The 26301-nt window shown below is 62.5% G+C and carries 18 protein-coding genes; 10 read left to right on the top strand and 8 right to left on the bottom strand.

Features of this window, described 5'->3' with window-relative positions; genetic code table 11:
• The first annotated feature begins 614 nt into the window (after positions 1 to 614).
• From Q5H92_RS02080 to Q5H92_RS02055, 6 genes are all read left to right on the top strand, one after another.
• Positions 615 to 1670: a right-handed parallel beta-helix repeat-containing protein gene (locus Q5H92_RS02080; RefSeq protein ID WP_305009807.1), complete on the top strand. Its 1056-nt coding sequence runs from the start codon at positions 615 to 617 to the stop codon at positions 1668 to 1670.
• Between the two features lie 42 nt (positions 1671 to 1712).
• Positions 1713 to 7307 (top strand): DUF8693 domain-containing protein, encoded by a 5595-nt coding sequence (locus Q5H92_RS02075; RefSeq protein WP_305009806.1) that lies wholly within the window; start codon positions 1713 to 1715, stop codon positions 7305 to 7307.
• Positions 7308 to 7313: 6 nt separating this feature from the next.
• Positions 7314 to 7583, top strand: coding sequence for a PID-CTERM protein-sorting domain-containing protein (locus Q5H92_RS02070; protein WP_305009805.1), 270 nt, complete (start codon positions 7314 to 7316; stop codon positions 7581 to 7583).
• A 587-nt stretch (positions 7584 to 8170) separates the two neighbouring features.
• Positions 8171 to 9844, top strand: coding sequence for a S41 family peptidase (locus tag Q5H92_RS02065; protein ID WP_305009804.1), 1674 nt, complete (start codon positions 8171 to 8173; stop codon positions 9842 to 9844).
• A 309-nt stretch (positions 9845 to 10153) separates the two neighbouring features.
• Positions 10154 to 11359 carry a homogentisate 1,2-dioxygenase gene (locus Q5H92_RS02060; RefSeq protein WP_305009803.1) on the top strand — a complete coding sequence of 402 codons (1206 nt, stop codon included), beginning with the start codon at positions 10154 to 10156 and terminating at the stop codon, positions 11357 to 11359.
• A 65-nt stretch (positions 11360 to 11424) separates the two neighbouring features.
• Entirely contained in the window at positions 11425 to 11946 is a 522-nt protein-coding gene (locus Q5H92_RS02055) for a hypothetical protein (protein WP_305009802.1), read from the top strand.
• 198 nt (positions 11947 to 12144) lie between these two features.
• Here Q5H92_RS02055 and Q5H92_RS02050 read toward each other — a convergent pair whose 3' ends face one another.
• The 6 genes from Q5H92_RS02050 to Q5H92_RS02025 all read right to left on the bottom strand — a co-directional run bounded on the left by Q5H92_RS02050 (position 12145) and on the right by Q5H92_RS02025 (position 17680).
• Positions 12145 to 12876: a hypothetical protein gene (locus Q5H92_RS02050; protein WP_305009801.1), complete on the bottom strand. Its 732-nt coding sequence runs from the start codon at positions 12874 to 12876 to the stop codon at positions 12145 to 12147.
• 132 nt (positions 12877 to 13008) lie between these two features.
• Entirely contained in the window at positions 13009 to 13755 is a 747-nt protein-coding gene (locus tag Q5H92_RS02045) for a hypothetical protein (protein ID WP_305009800.1), read from the bottom strand.
• A 105-nt stretch (positions 13756 to 13860) separates the two neighbouring features.
• Positions 13861 to 15402: a hydroxymethylglutaryl-CoA reductase gene (locus Q5H92_RS02040; protein WP_369811106.1), complete on the bottom strand. Its 1542-nt coding sequence runs from the start codon at positions 15400 to 15402 to the stop codon at positions 13861 to 13863.
• A gap of 114 nt (positions 15403 to 15516) precedes the next feature.
• Complete coding sequence (locus Q5H92_RS02035) at positions 15517 to 15939, bottom strand: TonB family protein (protein WP_305009798.1); 423 nt, start codon at positions 15937 to 15939, stop codon at positions 15517 to 15519.
• A 33-nt stretch (positions 15940 to 15972) separates the two neighbouring features.
• Entirely contained in the window at positions 15973 to 16788 is an 816-nt protein-coding gene (locus Q5H92_RS02030; RefSeq protein WP_305009797.1) for an energy transducer TonB, read from the bottom strand.
• A gap of 145 nt (positions 16789 to 16933) precedes the next feature.
• Positions 16934 to 17680 carry an energy transducer TonB gene (locus tag Q5H92_RS02025; protein ID WP_305009795.1) on the bottom strand — a complete coding sequence of 249 codons (747 nt, stop codon included), beginning with the start codon at positions 17678 to 17680 and terminating at the stop codon, positions 16934 to 16936.
• 338 nt (positions 17681 to 18018) lie between these two features.
• On the opposite strand from Q5H92_RS02025, the gene Q5H92_RS02020 reads away from it, so the two are divergent.
• Together Q5H92_RS02020 and Q5H92_RS02015 are read left to right on the top strand one after the other, a co-directional pair.
• A complete protein-coding gene (locus tag Q5H92_RS02020) occupies positions 18019 to 18834 on the top strand; it encodes a phytanoyl-CoA dioxygenase family protein (protein WP_305009794.1) in 816 nt (271 codons plus the stop codon).
• Positions 18835 to 18971: 137 nt separating this feature from the next.
• Positions 18972 to 19751: an SDR family NAD(P)-dependent oxidoreductase gene (locus Q5H92_RS02015; protein ID WP_305009792.1), complete on the top strand. Its 780-nt coding sequence runs from the start codon at positions 18972 to 18974 to the stop codon at positions 19749 to 19751.
• Positions 19752 to 20530: 779 nt separating this feature from the next.
• Here Q5H92_RS02015 and Q5H92_RS02010 read toward each other — a convergent pair.
• The gene (locus Q5H92_RS02010) at positions 20531 to 21238 is read right to left on the bottom strand and encodes a phosphatase PAP2-related protein (RefSeq protein WP_305009791.1); all 708 of its coding nucleotides are present in this window, start codon (positions 21236 to 21238) and stop codon (positions 20531 to 20533) included.
• A gap of 155 nt (positions 21239 to 21393) precedes the next feature.
• On the opposite strand from Q5H92_RS02010, the gene Q5H92_RS02005 reads away from it, so the two are divergent.
• Positions 21394 to 22719: an amidohydrolase gene (locus Q5H92_RS02005; RefSeq protein WP_305009790.1), complete on the top strand. Its 1326-nt coding sequence runs from the start codon at positions 21394 to 21396 to the stop codon at positions 22717 to 22719.
• A gap of 209 nt (positions 22720 to 22928) precedes the next feature.
• Positions 22929 to 25376, top strand: coding sequence for a M4 family metallopeptidase (locus tag Q5H92_RS02000; RefSeq protein WP_305009789.1), 2448 nt, complete (start codon positions 22929 to 22931; stop codon positions 25374 to 25376).
• 128 nt (positions 25377 to 25504) lie between these two features.
• Here the strand turns inward: Q5H92_RS02000 and Q5H92_RS01995 are convergent, their stop codons facing one another.
• On the bottom strand, positions 25505 to 26239 hold the full coding sequence (locus Q5H92_RS01995) for a hypothetical protein (RefSeq protein WP_305009788.1): 735 nt from the start codon (positions 26237 to 26239) through the stop codon (positions 25505 to 25507).
• Between the last annotated feature and the right edge of the window lie 62 nt (positions 26240 to 26301).

The following is a 26301-nucleotide window of genomic DNA, read 5'->3' as shown; positions in this document are numbered from 1 at the left end:
TCTGCTGCTAGGCGCTTTGCACTTGTTGAAGCGCGGCGGTGATGGTGGCGGGCATAAGCAAATGGAATAAGCGACCAGAGGTCGAGTGGTAGAATTCCAGATTATCAACCTTGCGCCCATCGGTCGCGGTCGGAGAAGACAATAACCGGCCGCAACGTGGGCCAGCGAACGGGGCTTTGCGCAGCTGCAATTTCCAGGGAAACCAAAGGAAATATAGCAGGTGGCCAGCAGCAGGCCTTCGCTTAGGAAGTGATGGCAAGGACAAATGACCGTTTTGTCGGGGATGATTTTGTTTTTAAAGACTGCCTCGTGCCTCTCTATATAAGCTTGGTTTTTAAGTACGTGACTGAAGTGTATGGCTGAAGAGGATGCCTGATTCAGCGGGAGCGCAGCGAGCTACTCCAGCCGGCTGGAATAGTGAGGAAATGATAAGCAATATTTAATAGTGAGTATTGTAAATATTGAATGGATTTTCAATCTTTGCATCGCAAAATTTTGAATAATAGTTAGAACAAATTGAATCCTGGCTGAAAGGCGAGTTGGGACTTCCATGCCCTTTCCTTCAGAAACCATTTTCAACCGTCTGTTTCCTTTTTCACTTTTTTCCAGATAACATGAAAAACCTATTCGCCACATTCTTCTTCGTACTGGCCGTGGCCGCCTCCCAACTGGCCCAGGCCCAAACCATCCGCCGCGTCAACAACACCGGCGTCGCCGTGAGCGGCGTCAACGTGTACTCCTCCCTGCAGGCGGCCCACGACGCGGCCAGTTCGGGCGACATCATTTACCTGGAGCCCAGCGGAATTTCCTACGGCGCCCTGACCTGTATCCGCCCGCTCACCATTATCGGCAACGGCTACTACCTGACCCAAAATACGGGCTTGCAGCTCGATACGCGGGAGTCGATAGCCGACGCGATAACGTTTGCTGCTGGCAGCGCGGGCTCGCGCATCACGGGTTGCACCCTCAATACCAGCATGAATATTGCGGCCAGCAACGTTACGGTGGAGCGCAACCGCTTCGCCAGTGGCTACTGCTACATTGGCTACAATCCTTCGATAGGCTCGGTGGGGGTGAGCGGCATTATTTTCCGCCAGAATATTGTGGAGAATGGGTATAGCGTCTCGCTATATCCCGGCTCTACAGCGGGCACGGCGGTTAGTAATGTCAACATTACCAACAACATTCTTACCGGGGGTATCACCTCATCGGGCCAATACACCCGCATGAGCAATATTCTCATTTCTAATAACGTCATCGGAACCCTGGCCGGCACCAGCCAATACGGCATTGATGTGGACAACGCCGTTATCAAGAACAACATCATGACCTACACCGGCGCGGGCAACAACTTCACGCCGCGCAACAACGCCTACAGCTACAACATCGCCGGCAATGCGGAGTTTGGCACGGCCAACGGCAACCAGCAGAACGTGACGCCGGGCAACCTGTTTGTGGGCGGCACGGCCTCGACGGACGGCGCGTTTCAGCTGCGCACGACCAGCCCGGCCATTGGCACGGGCGAGAGCGGAGTGGACGTGGGCGCGTTTGGCGGGGCGCTGCCCTACCGCCTCTCGGGCATTCCGAACGTGCCCACCATTTACCAGTACAACCAGTCGGTGTCGGGCAACAGCCTGAACGCCACCATCAGCACGCGCTCCAATAACTAAATGGAAAGGCGCCCTTTGCGGGGTGTTTTTTCACGTCTGTATATGGACTTGCTGCGCTTGATACGGCACACCGGGCTAGGCCTGGCGATGCTGCTGCTATTGGCAGTAGGGGCGCTTTTTTCGCCTCTGCACGCCCAAGTTTCTTACGATTTCACCCGGGTAGAATACTTCTTCGACGCGGACCCCGGCCAGGGTCAGGGCACGACCGTGCCCCTGCCCAACAACCCGGGCACCACGCTGAGCAACCTGAGCTTCACGGCCAGCCTCGCGCCGCTGACCCCGGGATTCCACAGCCTGTTTATCCGCTCGCGGGCCGCTACCGGCTTCTGGAGCCAGACCTACCGCCGGATTCTCTACAAAGAGGCGGCGACCAGCACCGCCCCGCCGCCCAACCTGGCCGGGGCCGAATACTTCATCGACGCCGACCCGGGCTACGGCGCGGGCACGGCCGTCAGCATCACGGGCAGCAGCTCGAACGCGGCCGGCGTGGCCTTCACCGTTGGGCTGGGTAGTGTGACGGAGGGTTTTCATTCGCTGAGCGTGCGCTCGCGCGATGCAAACGGACGCTGGAGCCAGACTTACCGCCAGATTTTCTACGTGGAGCCCACTACCACTACCGCGCCGCCCGCCCGTTTGGCGGCCGTGGAGTATTTCGTGGATACCGACCCCGGCTACGGCCAGGGCACGAGCGCGCCCATCACGGGCGGCGGCACCAACGCCACGGGCGTGAGCTTCACGGTGGGCCTGGGCGCGCTGCCGGTGGGCTTCCATACCTTGTTTTACCGGGTGCGCGACGTGGCCGGCAAGTGGAGCCAGACCCAGAACCGGATTTTTTACGTGGACGACCTCACGGTGGCCACCGCGCCCAACATCAACAAGGCCGAGTATTACTTCGATACCGACCCCGGCTACGGCGCGGGCGTGAACGTGCCCATTGCCACGCCGGCCACCAACCTTACCAACCTCAACCTACTGGCCGACGCCAGCGGCCTGAGCAGCGGCCAGCACCGCCTGTTTGTGCGGACCCGCGACGCCAACGGCGGCTGGAGTCAGGTGCTGAGCCGCGCCTTTGCCAAGAGCGGCTGCAACAACTCGCCCAACTACGCCGCCAACCAGCCCACGACCAGCTACACAGGCAACGGCATTACAGCCACCGCCGTGGAGCAGATGTTCAACGGTGCGGCGGTGACGGGCGGCTCCTCGACCTTCTTCAATAACTACTACGCCCAGGTTGACCTGGGTGCCAGCACGCTGCGCACCGTTTCGGAAGTGCAGCTGGCCCTGCAGAACGTGAACGGCACGGCCGTGAGCTACACGCTAACCACCGAAGCGTCGGGCAACCTGAACACCTGGAGCACCATCGACACCTATACCGCCACGCTGCCTGCCAACCAAACCACGCCCACCAACATTGTGCGGACCCTGGCCACGGTGCAGAACAACGTGCGCGGGATACGTCTGCGGCTCACGCTGCCCACCCTGGCGCAGGGCATCCGCCTGACGAATGCTGGGGTGTACTTCTTCCCGACCACCTGCCCGGTGCCGGTGATTACCAACTTCACGCCCGCCACCGGCCCGGCCGGCACAGTGGTGACCATCACGGGCACCGATTTGGGGGGCGCCACGGCCGTGACCTTCAACGGCACGCCCGCCGGGCCGATTACCAATAACACGAGCACCGGCCTGACGGTAGCGGCCCCGGCCGGGGGCACCGATGGGCAGATTTGCGTGACCACGGCGGGCGGCACGGCCTGCTCGGGCGCCAGCTACCTGTACCCGGCGACTATTGCGACGGGCACGATTTCGCCCAGCTCGTATTGCACCGGCAACACCCTGACGGTGCCGTTCAGCACGAATACTTCGCGCTTCGCGACGGGCAACACCTATAACTTCCAGCTTTCAGATGCCAGCGGGGTGTTCGCGGCCAACGCGCCGCTGCTGGGTACGCTGCAAAGCAGCAACGCCACGGGTGGCGTGCTCACGGGCTCCATTCCGCAGGCCACGCCGGCCGGCAGCGGCTACCGCGTGCGCGTGGTGGCCTCGAACCCGGCCGTGACCGGTACCGACAACGGCGCGAACCTCACCATCGGCACCACGCCGGTGAGCCAGGCCACCGGCCCGGCCTCGGTGGCCAACGGTGCGCCCATCGCGCTGAGCGTAACGCCGACCTACTCCGGCGCGACTTACAGCTGGAGCGGGCCGGGCGGCTTTAGCTCGACGCTGGCCAACCCCACCACCAGCACCACCACGGCCGGCACGGCCCGCTACTTCGTGACCGTGACGCTGGGCAGTTGCTCGTCCAGCAGCTTCGTGGACGTGACGGTGCAGCCCTCGACGGACCCAATTCTGACCATGAGCACGTTTGGCGGCTCGTTGTGCCTGGGCGCTTCGCGCACCGTCAGCTTTGCGGTGTCGGGCAACCCGTATCCGGCCGGCAACACCATTACGGCGCAGCTGTCGGACGCCTCTGGTTCGTTTGTCTCGTCCGTTAACATTGGCTCGACGAGCTTTAGCGGGCAGGGCAATGGCGCGCTCACGGCTACTATTCCGGCCAGCGCCACGGCCGGCACGGGCTACCGCATCCGCGTGATTAGCTCGAACCCGGTCATTACCAGCAACGACAACGGCTCGAACCTCACGCTGAATGCCCTGCCGACGGTGACGGTGAGCAGCAACTCGCCGGTGGCGCAGGGCGGCACCATCATCCTGAATGGCGGCCCCGCCGTGACCGGCAACTCCTACGTCTGGACCGTGGCCTACACCGGCGGCGGCTCGGCCACGGTGGGCACCACCCAGAACCTGACTTTGACCAACGCCCAGCCCAGCCAGTCGGGCAATTACACGCTCACCATCACCAACGCGGCGGGCTGCTCGGCCTCGGCCAGCACGCCCGTAACGGTGAACGCCGCTGCACCCGTGACCACGCTCACGCTCAATCCGCTGGCCGGCCCGCTCTGCGCGGGCACGGGCTATACGCTGAGCTACACGGCCGGTGGGCCCAGCTTCAATGCGGGCAATACCATCACGGCGCAATTGTCGGACGCCTCTGGCTCGTTTGCCGCGCCCGTCAGCATTGGCTCGGTGAACACCACAGCGGCCACCAACGGCACGCTGGGCGTCACGATTCCGGCCTCGGCCAGCGGTACCGGCTACCGCATTCGCCTGCAAAGCTCCAGCCCGGCTATTACCAGCAACGACAACGGCTCCAGCCTGACCATCACCAACCTGAGCACGGTTTCGGCCGGTTCCAACTCGCCGGTGGCCTCGGGCAACACCATTACCCTCACCGCTACCGGCATCAGCGGCGCCACCTACGCCTGGACCGGCCCGAACGGCTACACCTCTTCCGGCCCCAACCAGAACATCGGCAGCGCCACGACGGCTAACAGCGGCACGTATTCGGTGACGGTGTCGCTGAACGGCTGCTCGACCACGGTGAGCACCACGGTGGTGGTGAACCCGCCCGTGGTAGTGGCCAGTATTCAAACCAGCAGCCTGGCCAGTGGCTATTGCGCGGGCTCGGCGCTGAGCGTGTCGTTTACGGCCAACGGCTTCACGGCCGGTAATGTCTTCACGGCGCAGCTCTCGAATGCCAGTGGCTCGTTTGCCAGCCCGGTAGCTATTGGCACCTTGAGCGGCACGGCATCGGCCACCATTGCGGCCGTTATTCCGGCCGGTACCGCACCGGGTGCGGGCTACCGCATCCGGGTGGTGGGCAGCCAGCCCGCCACGGTGGGCGCCGATAATGGCGCGGACATTCTCATTGGCGCGGCCAATGCCTACACTTGGCTGGGCGCCGTGAATACGAGCTGGAGCAACGCCGCCAACTGGAGCTGCAACGCCGTGCCCACGGCCGCTACCAACGTCACCATTCCGGCTGGCCTGAGCCTGTACCCCGTAGCTGGCGCGGGCAGCACCGCCCAAAACCTGACCATCGCCAGCGGCGCGTCGCTGACGCTGAGCGGGCAGTTCGTACTCACTGGTAACTTGACCAACAACGGCACGTTTGCCCCCGGCACCAGCGCTTTCGTGTGCGGCGGCACCACTGCCCAAACGCTGGGCGGCAGCGGCACGCTGCGCTTTTACGACCTGACTATCAACAACGCGGCGGGCGCCACACTGACCAGCGCGGCCGGCGTGCAGCACGTCCTCACGCTCACAGCCGGCAATCTGGCTTCGGGCAATAACCTCACGCTGCTCTCCGATGCCAGCGGCACGGCCATGGTGGTGAACCCCGCCGGCGGGGGCGTCGTCACGGGCCGCGCCACCATGGAACGCTTCATTATGGGCGCGGGCACGGCGGGCTACCGGCACTACTCGTCGCCGATGCAAACCGGCACGGCCACCGTGCAGGAGTTTGCCGACGACGTGCCCAACTTCAACGTGAACCCGGCCTACAACACGCAGGGCAACACGGTGACGCCGTTCCCGACGTTGTTTCAGTACAACGAAGCCCGCCTGACGGTTGCCCTGCCCACCTTCGACCAGGGCTGGATGGTGCCCGCCGCCACCGACATCCTGACGCCCGGCCGGGGCTACTCGGCCCAAACCGCGCCCGGCACGGTGGTGGATGTGAGCGGTACGCTGGCCAGCGCCAGCGTGAGCTACCCGCTCAGCCGTGGCCCGTTGGCCGAGGCCGGCTGGCACCTGCTCGGCAACCCCTTCCCCTCGCCCCTTGACTGGGACCAGGTGCCCGCCGTGGCGGGTATCAACCAGGCGCTGTATGTGTTTGTGCCTTCAGGACCGTATTCGGGCACCTACCGCTCCTACGTGGGCGGCATTGGGCAGAATGGAGGCACCAAGGACCTGGCCGCCATGCAGGGCTTCTTCGTGCGGGCCACCTCCGGGGCGGGTGCTACCCTGACTTTGCCAGCCAGCGCCCGCCCCAGCGCCTACCTCAACCCCGGCTTCAACCGCACGACTACTTCGACTACCCACCCCCTGGTGCGCCTGCAAGCCCAGAGCGCCAGCGGCCCCGCCGATGAAACCGTGCTGTACTTCGACCCGGCCGCCACCCCGGCTTTCGACGCCGCGCTTGATGCCTACAAGGTGCAACTCAACGGCAATGGCGCGCCCTCGCTCTGGAGCGTGGCCGGAGCCGATGGCTTGTCCATCAATGCCTTGCCGAGCTTGGCCGCCGGGCCCAGCATCCCGCTGGGCGTGCGCGTAGGCCAGGCCGGCAGCCACACACTGGAAGCCACCGAGCTGCTCAACCTGCCCCCCGGCACCGAAGTCTGGCTCGAAGACCGGGAGCTGGGCACGCGCCAAAACCTGACGCTGACTCCCACCTACGCCTTCACCATGAGCCCCAGCTACACCGGCCAGCGCTTCTACCTCTGGCTGCAAGCCAGCAGCGTGTTGGGCACGGCCACCGGGGGCCTGCAAGCCACCACCCACCTCTATCCGAACCCCACCACCGGCGCCGCTACGCTGGAAATGGCCGGCCTGACGGGCACGGGCGCCGTGCAGCTGGAAGTGCTGAACGCCCTCGGCCAAGTGTTGCTGAAGCGGAGCGCCCAGCCCCGCGCCGGCATCCTGCGCGAGCAACTCGACCTCACGGGTCTGGCCACGGGCGTGTATTCGGTTCGCATTTTCACCGCGCAGGGCGTGCTCACCCGCAAACTGACGCTCAACTAACACGCCATGAAAGACATTTCATCTTCGCTCTCGTGTCCCCGGCCCCACGCCGGGGACACCACGTCGCTCACGCGGCGGCTTGGTTTCGTTGTTCTATTCGGCTTGGGCGTGTTGGCCAGCCCGTCGGCCGGGGCGCAGCCGACTTCGGGTGGCCCCGGGCCCGGCACGCCACCGCCCGCTGCCTCCGATGTGCCGCTCGACGGTGGCGCCTCGTTGCTGCTGGCTGGCGGCCTGGGCTACGCGCTGCGGCGGCTGCGCCGCGCCCGTAAGCCGTAAGCACCGGTGCTTGATTACCGGAAAAGGGTTGGCCCGCTGCAAGGGGCCAACCCTTTTTCTGTTTTGGAATGGATGCGCTGAACAGTGTAGAAATGGATGCGTTGAACAGTGTGGAGGCGAGGTCGTACCCGGTAGGGCTTGCCCCCGCCCGGCCATTTGCGTCTTTTGTGCAACAACCGATAAGCCTTGCCCTGCAATATTGGGTCGGCAACTTCCAAACCGCAGAAACGCAGCTCCGGTAGGGGGTAAATCCAAAGCTCGACCGTGTCCGTATCCACCTTCCACTGTGCTTCATCTTGGTATCGAAAAAGAATCCGTTGAGCGACAATTTCAGCAAGCTCATCGAAGGTGCTTTATCTGTATATTAGCAAAATTATACTTTTGCAATGCGATTTATAAGCTGTTTAGCTAGGTGATTAATTGCAATATGCCGCTATAGAGTGCGGATTTTTGCTTTTTGGGAGTAGGATTTTGTATTTATTAAATAAATTCACCTTATTCGAAACAATAAGGTTTGGAGCTAAGAAAATTTCAATAGTTTTGACCCACACTATTCTATACTTTATTCCAGCACTTCTATACTTTACATGTCTATTTTGCCGCCCGATTCTTTAGAGAAATCCCGGCCCGTCGCGAAAAAGTGGCGGGCCGGGCTGCGGCAAATTCTGATGCTGAGCCTGGCTCTGGGCTGCGGCGTGCTGGTGGCCAATAACCCCTTTCGACCCTCATCCGAAAACCCCGACGCCACCGCCCGCGGCTACCTGCGCTTCAAGGAAATCCTGAGCTACGTCGACCGCGACTACGCCGATTCTGTAGACACTGAAGGACTGGCTGACTACGCCGTGGTGCAGATGCTGGAAAAGCTCGACCCGCACTCCGTCTACATCCCGGCCCGCGACCGGGAAAAAACCGATTCCTTCCTGCAGAGCGACTACGATGGCGTGGGCATCGAATTCAACGTTTTCCGCGACACCATGACGGTGGTAGCCCCGCTCAGCGGCGGCCCAGCCGAGCAGGCCGGCGTGCAGCCCGGCGACCAGATTCTGAGCATTGCCGGCAAGCGGGTGTCGGGCGCCCACCTCAGCACCCCACGCCTCAGCGAGCTGCTGCGCGGCCCGCGCGGCAGCAGCCTCATCCTGGAACTGCGCCGCCGGCACCTGGCCCAGCCGCTGCGCCTGAGCATTGCCCGCAGCCGCATTGCCAATTCCTCAATTGACGCGGCTTATCTGGTAGATGAGCAGACCGGCTACATCAAGGTGAGCCGCTTTGCCTCGAATACCTACGACGAGTTCAGAGCCGCGCTGGTCGATTTGCGCCGGCAGGGCCTCACGCGCCTCGTGCTCGACCTGCGCGGCAACCCCGGCGGCTACCTCGACCGCGCCACCCGCCTGGCCGATGAATTCATTGGGGGCTCGCGCAAAATCGTGTACACCGACGGCAAGGGCGAGCAATATGACTCGCAGACCTATGCCAAAGTAGCCGGCGAATTTGAGGAGGGCGCCCTGGTGGTGCTCGTGGACGAAGGCAGTGCCTCGGCTGCCGAGGTGGTAGCCGGGGCCCTGCAGGACCACGACAGGGCCATCTTGGTGGGCCGGCGCACCTTCGGCAAGGGGCTCGTGCAGCAGCCCATCTCGCTGAGCGACGGTGGCGAGCTGCGCCTCACCATTGCCCGCTACTACACGCCCGCCGGCCGCTCCATCCAGAAGCCCTACGGCGCCAACTACGCCGAATACAGCGCCGATGTAGCCAATCGCGCCGCCCGCGGCGAGCTGCAATCGGCCGACAGCGTCCGTTTCGCCAAAGAGCTGAAATTCCGCACCGACCACGGCCGGGTGGTGTATGGCGGCGGCGGCATCATGCCCGACGTATTCGTGCCGCGCGACTCGGTGGCGCACTCGGCCTACTACACCCGCCTGCTGGCCCACGGCGTGGCCCGCGCCTTCGCCCTGAACTTCTACCAGAGCCACAAGGCCGAGCTGGAAGGCCTGCGCTTCGAGCAGTTCAACGCCACCTTCCGCATCTCCGACGTGCAGCTGGCGAGCCTGGCCGCTCAAGCCGCTCAGGACGGCGTGAAGGCCGACCCGGCTACCGTGCGCCGCTGCGCGCCGCTGTTGCGCAACCAGCTCAAGGCATACATCGCCCGCAGTGCCTACGGCCTGGTGCCCTACTACACCGTGCTGCGCGAGCAGGATGCTGAGCTGCAAAGCGCCCTGCACGCTGTGAGCGACAGCTCGGCCCAATTGGCGCTGCTGGGGAAGTAGGGGAGGGCTCGTCGTCATTGCGAGGCGAAGCGTTTGTCATTGCGAGGCCGCAGGCCGTGGCAACCGAAGGTCAGCGTAGCTAATCCGTCCTGTTCTCAGCGACTAACCTAATAATGTGACAAAGCCTTATTCGAAACAGAAAGACTCGATATTGCGCAGTACAGGTACTTTCTGGTAGAAGGAAGTGTCTGGCTTTGACAGGACGTATTGCGTCGCTACGCTCGCAATGACAGACGCTCCGCCTCGCAATGACAAGCGGTACTCGTAACTTCACGGGCCCTAACCACCCCTGAAATCCCACCCCGAACCATGTCGCATTACCATCGCCTCGGCCAGATTCCGCTCAAGCGCCACACCCAGTTCCGGCAGCCTGATGGCTCCCTATATTCGGAGCAATTGGTGGGCACGCTGGGTTTTCACGGCGTGTCGTCGCTGCTCTACCACGTGCACCCGCCTACGCAGATTAAGCACGTGGGCGAGCCCCGGCCCTTCGCGCCCAAGCTGCTGAAGGACCGGCCGCTACAGCCTGAGCACCTGCGCACGCTGGCCCAAACCACCACCGGCGGCGACTACCTCACCGCCCGCCAAACGCTGCTCGGCAATGCCGACGTGACGATGAGCATCTGCAATCCCACGGAAAAGCAGATGAGCTACTACTACAAGAACGCCCAGGCCGACGAGGTGATTTTCGTGCACGAAGGCCGCGGCGAGCTCTGGAGCCAGATGGGCAAGGTGGCCTTCGAGCCCGGCGACTACGTGGTGGTGCCGCGCACGGTCATTCACCAGCTGCATTTTGAGGAAGGGCCGGTGCGGCTGATGATTGTGGAGTCGTTCAGCCCCGTGGAAACGGTGCGGCGCTACCGCAACCACTTCGGCCAGCTGCTGGAGCACTCGCCCTACTGCGAGCGCGACATGCGCCCACCGAGCGAGCTGATTACCGGCGATTTTCCGGAAGGGGATTACTTGGTGCAGGTCAAGAAAGAAGGCCTGATGCACCAGCTCACCTACGCTCACTGCCCGTTCGACGTGGTGGGCTGGGACGGGTACTTTTACCCCTACGCCTTCAGCATCCACGATTTTGAGCCTATTACAGGGCGCCTGCACCAGCCGCCGCCCGTGCACCAGACGTTTGAGGGGCATAACTACGTGATTTGCTCCTTCGTGCCGCGCCTGTTCGACTACCATCCGCTCAGCATTCCGGCACCCTACAACCACTCCAACGTCGATTCTGACGAGGTGCTGTACTACGTGGCCGGCAATTTCATGTCGCGCAAGGGCGTCGATTTGGCGTCCTTCACCTGGCACCCCACGGGGCTGCCCCACGGCCCGCACCCGGGCACGGTGGAGGCCAGCCTCGGCAAGAAGGAAACCCACGAGCTGGCCGTAATGGTCGACACTTTCCGCCCCCTCTACCTCACCGAAACCGCCCTGCCCTACGTGGACGCTCGCTACCCCATGAGCTGGAATCCCGGCTTCGTGCCCGACCCGCCCCGCTCGGCCGATATGATGGATTAACGGCCAGCCGGCGGAACTTCCGGCCCATTGCTTGTCGTATAGATAGCCAACTCACTTTATAGACCATGAAAAAAATCCTCCTCCTGGCACCGCTGCTGCTGTTTCTGGCCGTTGTGGGCTGTAAAAAAGTTGACCAGCTGCTGACCTTCACGGTCGATACGTCGCAGAGTGTGGTCATTCCGGGTTACTTCGTCAATGCCCAGCTGCCAGCCGTGACGGTAACCACAAATTCGGCCGATTCCTTCAAGAACAACAAGACCTCGAAAGACAAGGTCAAGGACGTATACCTCGACCAGATGGTGCTGACCGTGACCAACCCGGCCAACTCCAACTTCGACTTTCTCAACAAGCTAGATGTGTTCATCAATACGCCCAACACCAACAATAAGATTCTGCTGGCCAGCATCACCAACGTGCCCCGGGGCGTGAACACTATCAAGCTGACGCCCACCACGGCCCGTCTTGATGAGTACCTGAAAGCTGATACTTACCAGCTCACGGTGAATGCCACGCTGAACGGTTTCAACGCCAACGACTTTACGGTGCGCTCCGACGCCCGCTTCAAAGTAACGGCTGACCCGCTGTAGGGTATGTCTGGATTGCATCAACAAAAAAAGCCGGCCTGTGAGGGCCGGCTTTTTTTGTGGTTATGAATTGTTCTGAACGTCATGCAGAGCGCAGCGAAGCATCTCGCGTGTGGTAGTAAATGAATCGAAAGGATTACTGCTGCACGCGAGATGCTTCGCTGCGCTCTGCATGACGTTCTTTTTACAACGGCATGCGCGCTACTTCACCACCGCAATGCGGTTGTAGTGGTCCATCATCTTGGCGATGTCGGCAGGGCGGGTGTAGTCGAGGTGCTGGGCGGTGGCGAAGCTGCGCACATCCTTGGCCCGGCTGCCGAAGAGGCGCAGCACCGCCGATTCGGTGGGTTCGAGGGGGCGCAGGGGCTCGCTGCCCGAGGTGCCGGGGCCGGCCAGCAGGGTGCCTACCAGCGGGCGCTTGCTGGTCGGCGCGTCGTCGGCGGGCGCGTAGAGCCAGGCCAGCAGCAGCGGGCTGGCGTCGGTGGCGGTGATGACTTCCACGTATTCGCGGCGGGTGCCGTCGCTGCCTTCCTTCACGAGGCGCGAGCGGAAGCGGCGCTGGGGCGCGGCTGGGTCGCCGGGCTCGCCGAGGTCGAAGCCGCGCAGGCTACCGGCGGGCCACAGGTGCGTCGATTCGAGGTCGATGGAGTCCTGGGCTTCGAGCAGGTGCAGGCCGGCGTGGTAGCGCAGGCCGGGCACCAGCAAGGTGCGGCCATCGGCGGTGCGCAACGAGCCCAGCTGAAAAGCCGGGCCGCCCACAAACCCACCGGTTTGCTGCTTGAGCGAAGCCCGGTAGCCTTCTGCGGCCGGGCCGGTGTTGGCTTGCTGGTAGGCCACGCGGGCGTCGGCCACATCGCGCGAGGTTTGGGCGGCGGCAGTTCCCGCGCCCGCTATGGCCAGGAAAAAGGCGAATAAGTAAACAGTAGTTTTCACAAATAATGACAGCAAAAGAAAGGCTAAAAACGGGCACGAATTTACAACATTATCGGCGGCGATAATGCAGGCAATGGCCCGGCGAGCGGCACCTTACCAGCTGAATTTCACGTGCTCAGCTTACGGATATGGCTATTTGCCTTGCTGGTTGTAGTATTCCACCATGCGCAGCACCTGGGCCAGGTCGGTGTAGGCGAGGTGCTCCTTGGCGGCGTAGGCCTCGACCTGCGCGGCGCGGGTGCCAAACAGCCGCGATATCTCCTTGCGGTTGAGCGCTACCGGCCGCAGCGGCTGCTGCGGCATGGCCGCCGAACCGGCCAGCACCACTTGGCCGATTTCGGTACGGGCCGGGCGGGTTTCGGTGTGCAGAATGGGGTCCATCACGGCGTCGTCGTGCACGTAGTGGTGCAGCACGGCCAGGATGAGGAAGGCATCGTCGTCGGCCGTCAGCACTTCCACGAAGTTGCGTTCGGTGCCGCTGTTGCGCACCATGAAGGTGCGGAAATGCCGCTCATTGGCCCCGCGGCCCATGAAAAAGCCGTCGAGGCTGCCGGGCGGCCACACGTGGCTGCCGGTCGAGTCGCGTACTTCGAGCAGGTGCAGGGCCACGTTGTACCTCATGGCCGGCACCCGCACGCGGCGCTTGTTGGGCAGCACCAGCACGCCGGGCTGCTCGATGCTGACGAGGTAGGCTTCCGGGGCGTTGATGAGGTCTTTGCGCATGCGCTCCAGCGCGCCCGGCGAGTTGGCCTGCTGGTAAAGCCCGAGCGCTACTTCGCCAAGGTCGCGCGAGTACGTAGGCTGGGCTTGGGCCGGATTCATCAGCCCGCTGATGGCCAGCGCCAGTCCGGCGAGGAGGAGAGTAATGGGTAGCTTCATGGAAAGGAGTTTTAGCTATCGACAGAACGTGTGCCCCGAAGCTCCGCGTTGGCCCGTGCGAACAATTCAGATGCGGGCCAAAGCAAAGCTTCGGGGTACTCGTGCCTAGCGGTTGCGGCCGTACTGCTCGTGGCTGCTCACCCAGTCGGAGCTGGAAATGGCGGCGCCCAGGCTCAGCTCTCCTGCCAAAACCACGCCAGCTACGATTTCGGCGAACTTGCGCACCGTGCCGCGGCCCACGCAGCCCAGCATCTGCAGGCTCTCATTCTGGGTGGCCAGGCCCGTGCCGCCGCCGTGGGTGGCCACAATGAGCGAGGGAATGGTGATGCTGATGTAGAGGTCGCCCTCCTTGGTCACCTCCGAGTACAGGATGCCGGCGCTGGATTCGCTCACGTTGGCTACGTCCTGGCCGGTGGCAATGAACATGGCCGTAATGCCGTTGGCCGAGTGCGCGCCGTTGTTGTTGGCGCCCGAGATGAAGGCGCCCACGTTGCTCACCTGGCCGTGGTAGGCCAACTGCTCGGGCGTCACGCGCATGCGCTGCATCAGCACGTCGCGCTTCACCACGGCTTCGGCCACCACGCGCTTGCCGCGGGTACGCATCACGTTGATTTGCGAGGCCTTTTTGTCGGTGGCGAAGTTCGATTCGAGGTAGAAATGCTCGATTTTCGGGCCCTTGTAATTCTCCAGAATCCAGGAGCAGGCGGCGAAGGTGGCGCGGCCCACCATGTTCTGCCCCGCGGCGTCGCCGGTGCTGAAGTTGAAGCGCAGGTAGGCAAACTTATTGCTCAGGTACGTGTCGATGTACTGCAGCTTGGCCACGCTGGAGGTGCTTTCGGCCTGCGGCCGAATCTGGTCGATGGTGTCTTCCACCCACTTGCCGAAGTCGCGCGCCCCGCGCGCGTCCTCAAACACGAACACCGGCGCCCGCTGCATAGCGTCGCCCACCACGGTGCATTTCACGCCGCCGCACAGGTTCAGCACCTGCATGCCGCGGTTGTAGCTGGCCACCAAGGTGCCCTCGGTGGTGGCCATTGGAATCAGGAAATCGCCCTGGGCGTGCTCACCGTTCACCGTCAGCGGGCCGGCCAAACCCACCGGAATCTGGGCCACGCCCATGAAATGCTCGCAGTTGCCCTGCAGCATGTGGGCATCGAAGGAGTAGTGCTTGAGGTGCTTGAACTGCTTGCCCGAAAACTCCTCGGCGAAGCGCTGGCGGGCCGCAATGGCGGCGTCGGAATAGTCGTCTTCCTCCGAGCGCGGGATGCGCGGCTTGTGGTTGGCGGCGCTCACAATGGCGTCTTCCACCTCCACGTGCAGGTCGCCGAAGGCATCGCTCGAAAACCAGGCCTGCACGGCGTGCATGCCCTCGGGCAGGGCTGGCGTGTCGAGGCGGATGGTGAGGGAGCGGCCCACCGGCAGGTCGATGGCCTGGCCGTCGGCATCAATCTGGCTGGCGGGGCGCTGCTCGCCGTCGCCGAGGTCGACCATTATTTTATCGGCCGGAATCACCACGTCGCCAATCTGCACCTGCTTGAAGCCGGTGACTTTCACGTTGTCGAGCCGGTTTTTGATGCTGAAGGCCACGCCCGCGTTGTCGGGCAGGTTGTGCAGGCTGCCGCGCGTGTAGAGCAGCTTGAGAAGCATGGGGCTGGGAGTGAAAACCATCGGAGCGGTGGGATTGAGGAGATGAATGGATGAGGTGTGCCGGAAAGTGAAGGTGGCAATATTTGGCCGCAATGTCCAAATATTGCCCAAATCCTACTGCCAGCAAAAGGTAATGGGCATTCGAAAGCTAACGCTTACCGCGCGACCCTGCTGGCGGCCGGGCGTGAAGCGCGGCAGCGCCCGCACCGCATGCACGACGGCCGAGTCGACCCGGGCATCGATGCTTTTGTGAATGCGCACATTCCGCACCTGGCCGGCCTCCGTCACCGTAAATCCGACCACCACCCGGCTGCTTTCCGGATAATTCCCGTGAAAAAGCGGAATGCGAATGCCCTTCTGAATAAGCGTCACCATAGCCGCATTGCCCCCACCGCCGGGTGGCTCCGGCATTTGCTCCACGTAGGTGTACACTTTGGTCACCGATGGGGAAGTGGAAAATGCGGCTTTAGAAGTCTGTCCCCGGGCCAATCCGGTAGCCAAAGCGGCCGCGAGCAGGATGAGCCATCGGTGTGTCATGGTTGCCTGGGGAGAGGAGCGAAGGGGCTTTGATTATTCTATCTTAAATGTAATCGGGACGGTGAAGCTCACCGCTACCGCTTCGCCCTGGTGCCGGCCGGGCGTGAAAGCCGGCAGCACCTGAACGACGCGCAGGGCTTCAGCATCCAGCAACGGGTCTAGGCCTTTCACGATGCGGGCCTCGCGCACCACTCCGTCTTTGCCCACGATGAAGCTGGCGTAAACCCGGCCTTCTACATCAGCTTTAAGCGCTTGGGGATACCGCACGCGCTGCTGAATGTGGTCCACAATGGCCTTGATACCCCCGCCACCGGGCAACTCAGGCATTTGCTCCACGAAGGTGTACACCTCGTTGCCGGTGGGGACGGGCGGGTTTGTTTCCGAAAAAGGCAATATGTCGCCACTGATTTCCATCTCTCTTTCATGAATGGCTTCGGATGGAAGCTGCCCCTTTAGCCGGCTCTTTTGCGAAGGCTTCTTAGCCCCAGTCGCGTGCTTGTTGTGAGGCGTGGTCGGCCTGGGCGGCACCGGCCGCCGCACCTGCGCCAGGGCCTCCCGGGCCGTGAGGCCCTGGCCTACCACCAGCACCAAGGCCATGAGAAACCAGCGCAGCCGTTGCGGCAGTTTAGGTCGTTGCACCTGTGCCTTCCTGAACCGGCCGCACACCCGCCCATCGGGCGAGGCGGCGCGGGCGGCGGCCAGGTCGGCCACGGGGTCGGTACTTTGGCTGAAGTCCTGCACTACGCGCTGGCACTGGCTGCAGAAATGGCCCGCCGGATGGGGCGTAAATGCTGCCGGGCTCACCGAACAGGGCGTGAGAGCGGCGCGAAAGGTGGGGAGCAGGAGCATGGCTGGGATAGTAGGGTGATTCTGGGGATTTGTCCGGTGCAGACAGCAGACAGCCGGCAGCCCACACCGGGCAAATCCCAGCTAACGTTTTGGTGCGGACAGCCCTTCCCCGCTGGGGCTCAGGTTTAATGGTCTATGGTTTGAGCTATTTCAGCTTAAAAGTAACCGGCACGACCATGTCCACTGCCACGGATTTGCCGTTTTGCCGGCCCGGTTTAAAGTTGGGCATGATGCGCAGCACCCGCAACACTTCCGCGTCGAAGAGCGGCTGCAGACTTTTTACGATTTTCGGATGGCACACCCGGCCACTTGCGTCCACGGTGAATGAGGCAAAGACCCGGCCCTGGGCCTGAACGATTTTCCCGTCTTGCCGGGGCCAGACCACCTGTTGTTGAATATAATTAACCACCTCCCTATTGCCGCCGCCCCGAAAAGAGGGCATTTCCTCGATGACGGCGCCATAAACCTGGTTTAAGTGTTGCGCCGATTCAGCGGAATCGCGTTTGACGGCGGCCAGCCGCTCGCTCCGGTTTTTTGCAATTTCCTGGGTGTAATCAATTCCCCGCCGCACCTGCGCCAGCGCCTCCCGCGCGCTCAGCCCCTGGGCCAGCACCAGCCCCAGCGCCACCAGAAACCAGCGCAGCCGTTGTGTCAGCTTCGGGGGCGGCGGGGCCTGCACCTGCGCCGCCCCAAACCGGCCGCACACCCGCCCGTCGGGCGAGGCGGCGCGGGCGGCGGCCAGGTCGGCCAGGGGGTCGGTACTATGGCTGAAATCCTGCACCACGCGCTGGCACTGGCTGCAAAAATGGCCCGTCGGATGCGCAGCAAAGGCGGCCCTATCGACGGGGCAAGGATTCAGCGCGGCATTGAAAGTGGGTAATTGCAGGAACATAGAAAAGCATGTTGTGTGCCAGTATTGGGGCCACCTCAAACGAGCACAGCCAGTGGGCTAACGCTGGCAGCCGGCCATTTAGCGCGCGAGTGGTGTGGCTAAGTTCGGACGGTTAAGGTATTTAGCGGGGCTGGCCGTCGGCCGGGGCCGAAACGGGACGCCGTTCACAATCTGTTCACCCAGCCGGCGCGTAGTTTGCTCTTTAAAAACACCTGCGCGCTGCCCCGGTTACTACCCGCTACGTAGCTTCCGAAACTGCTGCCAACGGGCAGGGGCGACGTCCCACGTATTACCTTTGCGTGTCGGCCGGAACCCCTGCCGGCCGCCTTTATTCTGCTATGGCTTTATCTGCTGACTACCCTCGCTTCACCCTCGGCAACGCCCTCACGGCCGAGCAACGGGCTTTTTTTGCTAAATACGGCTTCCTTCATTTCCGCCCTTTCGCCTCGCCCGAATACGTTCAGCAAATCCTGAAAGCCACCCAGGACGTGCAAGCCAAATGGCTGGCTGAGGGTGTGGAGAAAGTGAATGGCGTACCCATCAAGTACGGCCACGACGTGGACGGCTCGCGCATTGTGCAGCGCTTCGCGTTTGCCTCGCAGCATCATCCCGTGCTGCACGAACTGCTGCAAGACAAGCGGTTCGAAGCCCTGTTTCCGCTGCTCGAAGCCGAAGGCGGCCGGGTAGGGGAGAACGAAAAAGACGGCCTCGTGGTGAACCACTACGTGAACGTGGAAGGCTCCGAATTCAGCCAGATGGGCTGGCACACCGACTCGCTGCGCGACGTGTTCTACGGCAAGCGCATCGGGCCCATGCTCAACGTGGGCCTGCACCTCGACGGCACCAAGGCCACCAACGGCGGCCTGCGCGTGATACCCGGCACCCACCGCCAGGGCCTGCACAAGATGCTGTTTCGCAAGAAATACTACAAGGACGTTTTCTACGACCCCAACGAGCTGGCCATCGAAACCGAGCCCGGCGACCTCACCGTGCACGACGGCCGCATGTGGCACCGCGTGGCCCAATCGCCGCTACTGGGCGCCGAAAGCCGCCGCCGGGTGATGTACGTTCCCATCATCTCGGGCAAGTACCAGCCCAAGCGCGAGGACAGCCCCACGCCGTTCTACCTGCGCTTTCTGCACTTGGTGAAGTAGTGGATTGGTGAGTGGGACCGCCCGTCATGCAGAGCGCAGCGAAGCATCTTTACCGCAGCAGTAATCCAATCGGCAGAAGTTAGTATCGAGGTAAAGATGCTTCGCTGCGCTCTGCAGGACGTTCTAATTTCAAAAGCATGTACGCACTCGTAACTGGCGCTTCGCGCGGCATTGGCCGGGCCATTGCCCTTCAACTGGCCCGGCGCGGCTACGACCTGCTGCTGGTAGCGCGGTCCGAAGACCTGCTTACGGCCCTGGCCGAAGAACTCAGTCAGAAACACCAGCGCCAAGCCCGCCTGCTGGCCCTCGACCTAGCCGCTCCCGGCGCTGCCGAAACCGTGTCCACCTGGGCCACCCAGCAAACCGACCAGTTGGCCGTGCTGGTCAACAATGCCGGCTACGGCCTATGGGGGCGCTTCGAGCAGCTGAGTTTAAGTGAGCAGCAGAACATGCTGCAGCTGAACATGGCCCTGCCCGTGGCCCTCACCCACGCCTTGTTGCCCACGCTGCACAAGGCCCCCAAAGCCTACATCCTGAACGTGGCCAGCACCGCCGCCTACCAGGCCGTGCCTTCGCTCTCGCTCTACGCGGCCAGCAAGGCGTTTTTGCTGAGCTTCAGCCGCGGCCTGCGCTATGAACTAAAGACCAGCAATATCTCGGTCACCTGCCTGAGCCCCGGCGCCACCACCACCAGCTTTGCCGACCGCGCCGGCATGGGCGCCGAGCTGCAGGCCACCGCCAACAAAGTATCGATGACGCCCGAGGCCGTGGCCGAAGCCGCCGTGACCGGCCTGCTGGCTGGCGAGGCCGAAATCATCCCGGGCGTACTCAACAAGGTATCGGCCGGCCTCACCAGCGTGGTGCCCAAGGGCATTGTGGAGAAAATAGCGGCCGGGATTTACGAGAAGTATCTATAAAGCTTGGCTGTTGTTTCGACCGCAACCTGATAGAATTAAAAGCCCCGAATCTGAGTGGATTCGGTGCTTTTGCTTGCTGAATCAGGACGGTTTTTGGGGATGCCAACGGGTTTACGAAACTCATCTACTTGCCGCGTTTTGTAAACGTTGATTCGTGGATGAGTTTCGTAAACTCGCCAGGTGTCCCGATAGCGTGGAGGCGTCCGGTGGCGGGCTATCATTGGTAGTTCAACTCAATGAGCAAATAGAAGGAAGGTAGCCCGGTAGTTGTTGCCCGTCGCTCTATCTTCGTTGGGTCATCAGGTGTTTTGTCGGGATTTTGGAATTGAAACGCCTTTTTTAACTTGGGCCGTCGCCGGTTATTTTTCCTGCCAAAACTGGCACAAAAGTCTTACTCCACTTTTTTCCTGCCGTCCATGACTGGTTTTTCTTCCCTCCGCCGCGCACTGAGCTTGGTTGGCAGCGCATTGTTGGTGACTATTCGCGCGATTAACTGGTGCTTTTTCAGTCAGTTGCCCTAAAATAACTTTTAGTTACCGGGTTCGTCACGCTGCGGGCCGATTTGCGCCATGTGCTGGACATGTCCTTGCGCGGGCAGAATAAGAAAATCCACGGCCTTAAAGCAGTGCTGGGAGGTTAAAAAAGAAGTAGACCGCTCTGCTTACGAAAACGGTAGTATTCTAAAAAGGCGTTCAAATTACTCCCTAAGAAAAGGCCCCGAAAATCACGTTTTCGAGACCTTCAGATGTATCGCGAAAAGTGTTCAAAGCAAGAACAGATTACCGAACGGCGGACTGTTGCTTCGTGACTCGCCCCGCCAGCCAGTAGGCCAGCCAGGCAAACAGCGGCGCGGCTAGTACGTCGTACGAGTAATGCACGCGCTGCACCAGCACCAGCAGGCCCACGGCCACGCTCATCAGGCCCAGCACCCAGCGCCAGCGTTGGCCCCGGCCCACCAAGGTCAGGAGCACCATGGTGGCGGTGTGGCCCGAGAAAAATAGGTCGCGCACGATGGGCTGGGTCGTCACCTCAAAAATGCGGTCCATTACCGGGTCGTGCAGTAAGACCAGCGTGGTGGGCGGCTCCAGCGGCAGCAGCCACAGCGTGAGCATCCGCAAGAGTTGGAGGAAATAATAGGCCCACAGTGCCTGTAGCAGCCGTTGGGGCCGGGGCAGCAGGTACACCAGCGTGCCCGCGATGGCTCCGTAAATGAGCGCGAACGTAGGCACCGATACGTCGTGTACCGGCAGCAGGGCCAGCAGCGGGTCGGCCAGCCGCTGGCCCGGCCGCGCCTGAATGAAATGGTAGAACCCCGGCACCACCGGCAGCAGGCCCAGCAGCAGCAGCAGCACCAGCCCCAAGCGCAGCCGGAAGCCGGGCCGGGCCCAGGCAGCCGGCCAGCGCTCCGTTTCCGGAGTGGCGGCCGGCCGCCCGGTTTCCAGGATGGTGGGTGGAGTAAGTTCGAGCGGTTTGGGAAGGCTGGCCACGATGGAAAGACAGTCGGCTAATGAGCCGGCCGGGAAGAAGGAGCGCGCAAAAATACGCCACCGGCCGAACCGCCGCGCGCCGGCTGACAGCCAGCGCGTAACATTGCGGGCCGCCTAAAGCGGACTGCCACGTCATTTCCCTCGCCCCGAATCCTATGCGTCATCTCATTACCCCAATTTGCGCCGCGGTGGCCCTGGCCCTCGCTACCCCCGCCGCCCACGCCCAGAACGCAGCCCTCGATGCCCGCATTGCCCAGCTAGCCACGCAGGAAGAAGCCAAGGTCATTGCCTGGCGGCGCGACATCCACGAGCACCCCGAGCTGGGCAACCAGGAAACCCGCACCGCCGCCCTCGTGGCCGCTCACCTCAAAAAGCTGGGCCTGGAAGTGCAAACCGGCGTGGGCCGCACCGGCGTGGTGGGCATCCTGCGTGGGGGCAAGCCCGGCCCCGTGGTGGCCCTGCGCGCCGACATGGACGGCCTGCCCCTCACCGAAGCCAACGACCTGCCCTTCGCCTCCAAAGTGAAAACTACCTACCTGGGCCAGCCCGTGGGCGTGATGCACGCCTGCGGCCACGACACCCACGTGGCCATGCTCATGGGCGCCGCCGAGGTGCTCAGCCAGGTGAAGGCCGACCTGCCCGGTACCGTCAAATTCATCTTCCAGCCCGCTGAGGAAGGCTCCCTGCCCGGCGTGGAAGGCGGCGCCAAGCTCATGGTGAAGGAAGGCGTGCTCGACAAGCCCAAAGTAGATGCTGTGTTCGGCGTGCACATCAACTCCAAAACCGAAGTGGGCAACCTGAACTACCGCCCCGGCGGCGAAATGGCGTCTTCCGACCGGTTTACCATCAAAGTGCACGGCAAAGGTGCCCACGGCGCCTATCCCTGGAACAGCGTGGACCCCGTGGTGACGGCCGCCCAAATCATCATGGGCCTGCAAACCATCGTGAGCCGCGAGGTGAAGCTGATTGACGACGCGGCCGTGGTGACGGTGGGCACCATCAACGGCGGGGTGCGCTACAACGTCATCCCGCCCGATGTGGAAATGAGCGGCACCATTCGGGCTCTCAACCCCGAGGTGCAGAAGCAAATCTGGGCCAGCATCCGCCGCATTGCCACCAACATTGCCGAAAGCGCCGGGGCCACCGCCGAGGTCAGCATCGACCCCTACGTGCCCGTGACCATCAACAGCCCCGCCCTCACGGCCCAGATGCTGCCCACGCTGCAAGCCGTGGCCGGAAACGCCAACGTGCACGAAATAAAAGCGGTGACCGGCGCCGAAGACTTCTCCTTTTATCAGGAAAAAGTGCCCGGTCTGTTCCTCTTCGTGGGCGGGATGGGCAAAGGGCAGGACCCGGCCACCGCCGCCGACCATCACACGGCCGGCTTCCGCATCGACGAGAGCGGCCTGACGCTGGGCGTGAAAACCCTGGCCACGCTGGCCGCCGACTACCTCACCGCTAATCCTGCCAAGCAAAAATAGGCCCATAGGTGGCAATTCAGGATAAAGGAATATTTCAATTTGGCTGAGTGCAACTTCATCTTCAAAATCTGTGTAAAATTTTGGCTTTAATATTAAAACTATTAATCGGGAACGATTGCGGAATGAAATAATGACTAGGTTGCGGCGGTAAAAGCACGAAATATTGTAAATCGTGCTAAGTCGTTCCCACCACAATTTTCATTATTTGCATGAGAAAACAATACTCAGCTGTAGCACTTACCCTGCTCAGTGCCATGGCCGCTACTTCGGCCCAAGCGCAGGATGCCGCGCGCATTCAAAACAAAGTTTTGGGCAATGACAAGCAGCCCGTACTGGTGCAGTTCAGCCCGGAAGGCAAAGCCGCCTACCGCGGCGTGAGCGGCGACCAGGTGCTGCGCCAGCAGCTGGCCCTCACCAACGCCGACGAGATGCGCGTGGCCCGCACCGAAACCGACCAGCTCGGCTTCACTCACCAGAAATTTGCCCAGTACTATCAGGGCATCCGCGTAGAGCACGCCGACTACACGGTGCACGCCAAGGGCGGCACGGTAGAGAGCATCAGCGGCGATTTTGAGAAGATTTCGGGCCTGAACACCACGCCCGGCCTCACCGCGAGCACGGCCCTCGGCCGGGCCATGGCCCACGTGGGTGCCACCAAATACATGTGGCAGACCAAAGAGGCCAACGCCGCCGACTTCGCCCCGCACGGCGAGTTGGTTATTGTGCGCGACATGCGCCAGAGCGCCGAAACCGGCCCGCTGGTGCTGGCCTGGAAGTTCAACGTGTACGCTGCGCAGCCCATCAGCCGCTCCTACGTGTACGTGGATGCCCGCACCGGCGACGTGGTGTTGCAGGACAACATCATCAAGCACGCAGCGGCCACCGGCACCTTCGCCACGGCCTATAGCGGCACCCGCTCCTTTGCCGATGGCACCACCACGGGCGGGTACTACCTGCGCGAAACCACCCGCGGCCAGGGCATCCAGACCTTCAACTGCAAAAAGGGCAACAGCTACACCTCGGCCACCGACTTCATCGACGCCGATAACAGCTGGACCGAATACAACAACGCCAACTTCGACAACGTGGCCGGCGATGCCCACGTGGGCGCCCAGGCCACCTACGACTACTGGAAGAACGTGCACGGCCGCAACAGCTACGACAACGCGGGCGCCATCATCAAAAGCTACGTGCACTTCGACGACGTGCCCGGCGGGGCCGGCTACGAGAATGCCTACTGGGACGGCGTGCGCATGACCTACGGCGACGGCGCCACGCGCTTCCGCCCGCTGACGGCGCTGGACGTGTGCGGCCACGAAATCGGCCACGCCGTGTGCGAAAAGACGGCTAACCTGACCTACGCCAACGAGTCGGGCGCCATGAACGAAGGCCTGTCCGACATCTGGGGCGCCTCGATTGAGGCCTATGCGGTGGCCAGCCTGGGCTTCACCTCGGGCGGCGTGAAAGCGAAATCGACCTGGCTTATTGGCGAGGAAATCGACAAGCAGCAGGCCGCTTTGCGCTCGATGAGCGACCCCAAGTCGCTGGGCCAGCCGGCTTACTACAAGGGCCAGTACTGGGTAGCTACTACTTCGTCGCCTTCGAATGCCAACGACCAGGGCGGCGTGCACACCAATTCGGGCGTGCTCAACCACTGGTACTACATCCTGGCCGTGGGCAAAACGGGTACCAACGAAGGTGGCAACACCTACAGCGTAACCGGCGTGGGCCTCGACGCCGCCGCCAAAATCACCTTCCGCATGGAAAGCGTGTACATGACGGCCAGCTCGACCTATGCCCAGGCCCGAACCTACGCCATTCAGGCCGCCACGGACCTCTACGGCGCCGGCTCGGCCCAGGTAACGGCCACCACCAACGCCTGGTTTGCCGTGGGTGTGGGCGCAGCGGCGGGCGGCACCACACCTCCTCCTGCCACCACGTATTGCACCATCAAGGGCAACAGCCAGTCGTATGAGTGGATTGACCTCGTGCAGCTGGGCAGCATCAACCGCGCTTCCTCGAAAGATGGCGGCTACTACAACGGCACCGCGCTGAGCACCAGCGTAGCCGCCGGCTCGGCTCAGACGGTATACTTCTCGGCCGGCTTCACCAGCACCGCCTACACCGAGTACTGGAAGGTGTACATCGACTACAATAAAAACGGCGTGTTCACCGATGCCGGCGAGCTGGTGGTGAGCGGCAGCAGCGCCAGCACCGGCACCCTGAGCGGCGCCTTCACCGTGCCCACCACGGCCCGCAACGGCGCCACGGTGATGCGCGTGATAATGAGCGACAACTCGGCCACTACCAGCTGCGGCACCTTCAGCTACGGCGAAGCCGAGGACTACACCCTCAACATCACGGGCGGCGCGGCCCTCACGCCCACCACCCTCACCGGCGACGCCACGCCCCTCGGCAACGAGCTGGCCCGCACCCTGGAGCTGTACCCCAACCCGGCTACCGACGCCCTGCGCTTGGTGCTGCCCGGCAATGCTGAAGTAACGGCCGTAACGGTGAGCGACGTGCGCGGCGCCCGCATGGCCGGCACCACGCTCAGCAACGGCATCCTCAACATCAGCGGCTTGGCCAAGGGCATGTACACCATCAGCGTGAGCGACGGGCAGAAAGTGTTCCACCAACGCTTCGTGAAAGAATAACTTTTCTTTCGAGGTTATAAAAAAGGCCCGTCAGCATTGCTGGCGGGCCTTTTTGTTGTTTTCTCAGAAATTTTCCGGAACGTTATGCAGAGCGCAGCGAAGCATAACGTTCCAAAATGCATTAAAACCTACTTCAACGAATAGTCCAGCTTCAGCATCACGGTGCCGAAGCCGTCGTTGCCGCGCGAGGCGCCGCCCAGCTTCAGGCTGATGTCGTCGAGCTGGTCGGTGTTCGTGAAGTAGTAGTTGGCTTCCACGTTGGCGCTCAGCCGGTCGATGAGGCGCACGCTGAAGCCGCCGCCCACTGGCGCCACGCCGGCCAGGAAGGGGTAATCGTTGCGTTCGGGGGCCAGGTACACCGTCCCGTCGGTGGGGCGCGCGGTGCCCAGGTAGGAGCGCGGGTCATAGAGCAGGAGGCCGGCGCCGCCCTGCACGTACACCTGAAAAATGGGTGCCTCGGCCATCGACGATGCAAACACCGACTCATCGGGCAGCAGGTCGAAGCGCAGGAACACCGTGCCCAGGCCGTTGCGGCTGGTGAAGGCCAAGCCGCGCTCCTTAGCTTTGTCGCGGGCGCCCAGCTTCACGTAGCTCACCTCGCTGCCCAGGTGCAGGTGCGGCGTGAGGCGGTAGCGCACGCCGGCACTCACGGCCGGCCCAAAAAAGTTGTCGCCGGGGCTGTTGCCCAGGTCGCCATTATAGAGGCCCGTGCCCCCGCCGAGCGTGACGTGCAGCGGCCCCCGGTAGTAGGGCCGGCCCTGCCGGTTGTAGTGGCGCACCGAGTAATGATATTGGGCGTGAGCCGACTGGCTGCTGAACAAGCCAGCCGCCAGCACGCCCAGAAGGATGGAGCGGAACCGCATGCTGTGGGGAAAAGAATGATGAAACTGCATTTGATACGAGCCGCAACGCCGGAACTACCGGA

Source organism: Hymenobacter mellowenesis, from assembly GCF_030581005.1.
GTDB lineage: Bacteria > Bacteroidota > Bacteroidia > Cytophagales > Hymenobacteraceae > Hymenobacter > Hymenobacter mellowenesis.
Note: the sequence above shows the minus strand (reverse complement) of the source record. Positions and strands in the feature narration are given on the sequence as shown.